Below are 5927 nucleotides of genomic sequence, written 5' to 3' on the forward strand. Positions count from 1 at the left end.
GCAGAAACCCATGCAGAAACCCATCCACCATGTCCAGTGTCATGACGTCTTCGGTATCGACGTCATAGAGCAGGAACTGGTCGAGTTCGTTGAACTCGGCCTCGCTCAACGGGGTAAACGGGGTGGCCATCGATTGAACCGGATGTGGGAACGACCGCGATTCTCGCGCACCACCCGCCAATGACAAACATCCGATCACCCCGCGATCACTGCCCCAAAGGTCATCAGGGCACAAGGGACGTGGTCAACAGAGCGCTTACGCAGCTTCGGTCGCACCTTGCCGCGCCTTCCAGGAGCCGAGCAGCAGCACGCCCCTGGATTTTCCCACCGACAGCTCCGCATCCGGAGCTACCCATTCCCGGCTGGCCCCTTGGTCGAACGCGGGGCGCCCGTACTTCTGCGTAGGGCACTCTGGACATGCACCCAATCACTGGGGTCCTTCATGTCGATCCAGACGCTCAGGAGCAGTCGGCACGCCACCCCATCCCTCGTGACCCGTGGAGGCTACCGAAGTCCGGGATGCAGCGAGGGCCGACTATTGGGCACCATAACGCGAGCTTCTCGGCCCGATACGTGCAAGGCCCGATCAAGCGAATGTCTCAGAAAGACTGGTTGCAGCCGGTCGCCTTTCGCGGCGGAACGACAGTGCCTTCAGAAAGCCGACCTGGGCGATTTTCTGGATGACCGACGGCTCCACACCGATACCTGACTTTGTGCATCGAGCGGCATGGCGAAGCGTCATGTGAACGACAGATCCCGAATGTTGCGAACCGACGTTCCGGGCCCTAACCGGGCCTACAGCGGACACCGAGCGTGCCCGAAAGCGGCCGCTCGGTCTCGCAGGCCTCCCGGGGCCGGGAGGGACGGGCTCCGATCAGTTAAAGGCCTGTGCCGGCGAAGCGCTTGTGCTTGTGCACGCTTGTGGCCAATCGCAATGCGAACGTGGATGCCTGGATAGTGAGTGACCCGGTCGCCTGTTGGTTTGGAGCGACGGGTTTTCTCGCAGATTCCGCATCTCTCGTCGGGCCTAGTCGAAAATTCCCACAACTTTAGTAACCCAAGGGGGGGGCCGCGAACATCGCCTGGTACGTGGCCGGCTCGTCGCGCAGCAACAGTACTTCGTTGCCGACGGTGAGCGGGCTGCCGACGATGGCTCCTCCAGCGCCAGGTCCTGCTATGCGGCCAGGTTGGAACGGCGCCGATCAGCAAGAGGATCAGCACGATCAATAGTATGGTTGCCAGGCCCATGAGCTTCTCCTCGAAGTTGCGAGCCCTGAGGCGGCGTAGGCGCGCGCCGTGCACTGGTCAGTGCGCTGGCGAACACAGCGACGAATATTCCGCGTCCGCAAGCGCACAGACACGCGGGAAGGCGCCGCCTACGCTGAAATGCCATGGGCAGCCCGCTGATGCAGGTGGTGATGGCGCTGGCCGCGGTCTGCGGCGCGCAGTCGAGCGACACCGCAGGAGCCGCGGAAACGTTGCGCGCCAGGCACGACGCGTTGCGCCCGCAGTTCATCGACAACGCCTTCCAACGGCCGCTGTACCTGAGCTCCAGCAGGAGCGGCGATCACGTCGAGGGCGACGCCTATGCCGGGCTTGATCAGCCCTTCGCAGCGTTCGCACCGGCGTACAAGTTGGCGGTCCGAGTCTGCGATGTACTGTTCCTGCATTTGAACGTGCGCTCGTGCCAGGCCTCACCGGCCCGCGGACGATGCGCTGCTGCTCACCGTCGGCCGCAAGCGCAATGTCGCACCGGGCATCGTCTATCGCATGGAGTACTCGCTGCGCATCGAGGCCGAAGGCCCGACTACCTGCGCGTCTCGCTGGGCGCCAGCGCTGGCCCGTTCGCGACCCGGGACTACCTCGCGTCGTCATCAAAGCGATTGCGATGGACGGCGATCGCTCCTTCGTCCATTGCCGCTACGCTCGACTTTATGGACGAGGTCCTGCGCCGTCTGTCCGCTGAGGCACATAGCGCCATCGAGCGTCGGGCGGTGCGCCCTCGCGCGAAGTCATCTCGGCGCCGCCACCGAACCGGTGTAGAACACTTCGCAGCGTTCGCCAAAGAGCTCGCTGCCCTTTTGCAACAGTCCGCGCGCAGGCCCGGTGAGGGACGCGAGCAGACTCGGTTGCTCCACCAGCGGATTCTGGAACGTGCCGTTGATTCGCTGCCGCACCTTGGCGCAGCCCTTCGCGTCAATCAGCGCCATGGTTACGTTGTCGAACCGGCCGTTGACGAAGTCGATCCCTCCGCGCAAGGCGATCCGGTTCTCCTTCGTTACCATCGCCACATCCTGCGCGTGGGCCACGCCGCGCTCGACCTTCCAGTCGGACACGAGCGCGCGGATCTCGCTGCTGCCACCCGTCCCCTGAAGGATGTTCGCAAAGTCATACCCCTTGGTGACCACCAGGCCGAGAGGCCCGGCGAAGAAGAAGGCCCCCGCATCCATGAGGCTGAAGTTCTGGCTGGACTCAAACCGCGAAAGCTTCGCGTCCAGATCGCCGCCACGGAGCGTGAGGTTCTTGCCGCGCAGCGAGATCTGCCCCTTCACGGACTGCCGCATCTCCTTACCGGTTCCCTGCATCGACAGGTTCGCGGAGAAGTCCATCCGGCCTGCTGCGACCTTCTGCCGCGCCATGGTCTTGAAGAACTCCTCGATGGGGAACTGCGGGAGGGAGTACTGGATGCGGTATTGCGGGACGGCGCCCGAAACGTCCACCTGTAGACTCCCCGATCCCTGCGTGCCAAAGATCCACGCCGTGAGCGGGCTCAGATCGAAGACCCCGTCCTTCGCGACGGCCGAGAACTTCAGATCCGACACCGTGAGGCCCTCGTTGCGGAGCTCCCCGCAAGCGAGTTCTGCGGTGAATGAAAGGTCCTTGATGAGGTTCGCGACCTGCCCGCCCGAAAGCCGCAGGCGATGCATGTCCAGGCGGCAATCCGCAGCCTCGAACCCTCCCCCGGATCCTTGGTCCACGTAGACGAGCGTCCCGTGCGAAAGGGAAACGTTCGGCCAGTCCAGTGGAGGCAGCGTTGCTGCGGCGGCCTCCGGCTGCTCGAAGTTGAAGCGGCCATCGCGGTCCTTCTCGATGGAGACCGTGGCGTGTTGCAGCGTGATCCTCTCGACCTGCACCTCGTTCTTGAGTAGGGGCAGCAGGCCGACCTCGATCCTGGCCTGCTTCGCGTATGCGAGGTCCTTCCCCATGTTGTGAATGTGCACATCCTCGAGCGTGACGAGCATGCCGGGGAAGAAGCTGATTCCCCGCCGTCCGCCGACGCTGACCTCCACCCCCAAGGCGCGCGAAGCCGCCGCCTCCAAGCGCGCCTTGCCGACGTTGCCGTCCACAAGGAGAAGCAGCGCCCCCGCGACAAGGACGAGAAGACCCGCCAACCCGATAGCGACGAAGAGGAGGGTTCTGGTTGATCGTGCCATCGGCTCAGCTGTCACCGAGGTCGGTGTTCGCTACCAGACAAACTCGCGCGCGCCGGTGGGACGAAAGTGTTGGTGCCGCGAGTCCAAGGCGACGAAGGCAAAGGAGCACGTGACGAAAAGCACATCAAACCTCACGAACACGGCGTCCCACTACGAACTGCGTCATGGGGTGCGGGGGGCGTGGCCGGCGGTGTAGCTGGTGCCCCAGTGGCCGCAACGATGATGGCGCGAAGGGACCGAGGGACGCACGGCGATCTCATTCTTGACCGCCTTCACACCGTTGACCTTGCACGCGAAGCTCTCGGCCATGCTCTTTTCCGTTGCGTTCCTGGCGAAGTCAGACCGCATGATGGTGCCATTGAGCGTCTCGACCCGCATGCTGGACGCGTCGATGTCCATGTTATCGACGAAGATACAGGCCATAGCGGTATCGCTTCGGATCTGTCTTGACTGTACGGTGGCGCACAGACAACGCCCATGGCTCGCTCCATGCTACCAAATGACAGTCATCCGGCGCTGGAACGGTAGCGCACAGACGGCGGCCCGGGCCTGACTAGGATTGCGGACAGGGACATCGTGACCACGTCCGAAATCATCGGACGTCGGTGCGCCGTTCTGCCGTGGACCTTGTGATGCAACTTAGCCTGCTCGATCTGCCCTGGTGGGGTCTTGTGCTGGTCACGCTGGGCTTGACCCACGTCACCATCGCTGCGGTCACCATTTTCCTGCATCGCCATCAGGCACATCGCGCGCTGGAACTGCATCCCATCGCCAGCCACTTCTTCCGTTTCTGGCTGTGGCTCACCACCGGGATGGTGACCAAGGAATGGGCGGCGATTCATCGTAAGCACCACGCCAACTGCGAAACGTCCGAAGACCCCCACAGCCCGCAGATCCATGGCATCAGGAAAGTGCTGTTCGAGGGCACCGAGCTCTATCGCCTGGAATCCAGGAACGCCGAAACGCTCGAAAGGTACGGCCGTGGCACCCCCAACGACTGGATCGAGCGCAACCTGTACGCGAGACACACCCGGCTCGGGATTGGGGTCGTGCTGATGATCGACGTCACCCTGTTCGGCCCGATCGGGCTCAGCATGTGGGCGGTGCAGATGCTGTGGATCCCGTTCTTCGCCGCCGGCGTCATCAACGGCGTCGGTCACTACTGGGGCTATCGCAATTTCGCGCCGAACGACAGCTCCAGCAATGTCGTGCCGTGGGGCATCCTGATCGGCGGCGAAGAGCTCCACAACAACCATCATGCCTATGTCACCTCCGCCAGGCTGTCCAGCAAGTGGTGGGAGTTCGACATCGGCTGGATGTACATCCGCATCCTGGAAATGATCCACCTGGCCAGGGTGCACAAGGTGGCGCCAAGGATTCGCTACAACGCATCCAAGACTCGCTGCGACATGGGTACCCTGCAGGCCGTCATCACCCACAGGTACGACGTGCTGGCCAAGTTCGCCAGATTCTTGCGCCCGATCGCCGTGGAGGAACTCCTCCGCCTGCGGGCGAGCACGATCCCGAGTTCGACCGACTCCAGAGCGCTGGATTCGGTCAAGTACTTGCTGCAAAGGGACGCGAGGGGACTGCCGGAGAAGGAGCGCGCCGCCCTGGAACAGACCCTGCATTCGAGCGCGGTGCTGAGCACCATCTACTCGATGCGGCAAGAACTCATTGACCTGTGGAGCCGATCCGCCGCCTCGAAGGAACAGTTGGTGAAACTGTTGGAAGACTGGTGCCGGCGCGCTGAGCAAAGCGGCGTTGGTGCTCTGCGCGAATTCTCTCGAGTACTGCGCCGCTACGACTCACTGACAGGAGAAATGAAATGACATTGGGAACAATTCTGCTGATCATCGTGGTTCTGCTGCTCCTCGGCGCGATTCCAAGCTGGCCCCACAGTCGGGGTTGGGGCTACGGCCCCAGCGGGGGTATCGGACTGGTGCTGCTGGTCCTGGTCGTTCTGTTGTTGATGGGAAAGATCTAGCCCTCGCGCTGAGTTGATCGATACCTCCGGGCGCCGATGCCGTCGCCAGGAGACTGAGTATGGAACAACAAGCCGGTAGCTTACCGACCGCCCCACGTCACCGCACTAGTGGCCCCTCGACAGCCTACGCTGCGTCGAGGCCTCCTGGGCTTTCATATACGCCGCAGCATCTATGTTTTACAGACCGTCCCCGCTCGATTTGTCTGCCTTGATGAACACGCGCAGGTAGTACGGCACATTCCGCGCACCCCCGAGTTTTTCTTCGAGCACCTAGTCTTACTGTGTCAATAAAAACAAGGCATTATGTGCACTTCCTCAACTGATGGGTGAAGAGCCATGGGTATGAGTCAACGGTTCGACCAGTACATGCACCATCTGGCGGAAGGGCTGGGTCACTCAGATCGTCACGCGGGGCTCAAGGGCTACTGCACCGGACTGATGCTGCCGCTGTCGCGCAAGAGCGTGGAGCCGATGGCCGCTCGGGTGGACCCGCTGCACGCCAGCGC

At 62.7% G+C, this 5927-nt stretch carries 6 protein-coding genes and 1 pseudogene; 3 read left to right on the plus strand and 4 right to left on the minus strand.

Annotation, left to right across the window (positions count from 1 at the left end; genetic code table 11):
• Positions 1-1164: 1164 nt before the first annotated feature.
• The 4 genes and pseudogenes from AC1DYD_RS40975 to AC1DYD_RS40990 all read right to left on the minus strand — a co-directional run.
• Positions 1165-1248, minus strand: a pseudogene (locus AC1DYD_RS40975) (DUF3309 family protein); the annotation flags it as partial.
• Positions 1249-1376: 128 nt separating this feature from the next.
• The gene (locus tag AC1DYD_RS40980; protein WP_478178431.1) at positions 1377-1670 is read right to left on the minus strand and encodes a hypothetical protein; all 294 of its coding nucleotides are present in this window, start codon (positions 1668-1670) and stop codon (positions 1377-1379) included.
• A 342-nt stretch (positions 1671-2012) separates the two neighbouring features.
• Positions 2013-3434: an AsmA family protein gene (locus AC1DYD_RS40985; protein WP_478178432.1), complete on the minus strand. Its 1422-nt coding sequence runs from the start codon at positions 3432-3434 to the stop codon at positions 2013-2015.
• Between the two features lie 162 nt (positions 3435-3596).
• Positions 3597-3833, minus strand: a complete 237-nt coding sequence (locus AC1DYD_RS40990) for a BON domain-containing protein (RefSeq protein ID WP_478178433.1) — start codon at positions 3831-3833, stop codon at positions 3597-3599.
• A gap of 233 nt (positions 3834-4066) precedes the next feature.
• Here AC1DYD_RS40990 and AC1DYD_RS40995 point away from each other — a divergent pair, with 233 nt between their 5' ends.
• From AC1DYD_RS40995 to AC1DYD_RS41005, 3 genes are all read left to right on the plus strand, one after another.
• On the plus strand, positions 4067-5266 hold the full coding sequence (locus AC1DYD_RS40995; RefSeq protein WP_478178434.1) for a DesA family fatty acid desaturase: 1200 nt from the start codon (positions 4067-4069) through the stop codon (positions 5264-5266).
• A complete protein-coding gene (locus AC1DYD_RS41000; RefSeq protein WP_478165461.1) occupies positions 5263-5421 on the plus strand; it encodes a DUF3309 family protein in 159 nt (52 codons plus the stop codon). Before AC1DYD_RS40995 ends, AC1DYD_RS41000 begins: the two co-directional genes overlap by 4 nt.
• A 336-nt stretch (positions 5422-5757) precedes the next feature.
• The coding region (locus AC1DYD_RS41005; protein ID WP_478178435.1) for a transposase at positions 5758-5927 on the plus strand (170 nt) is incomplete at its 3' end.

The sequence above is a fragment of the Variovorax sp. P4_B11 genome, assembly GCF_056402355.1.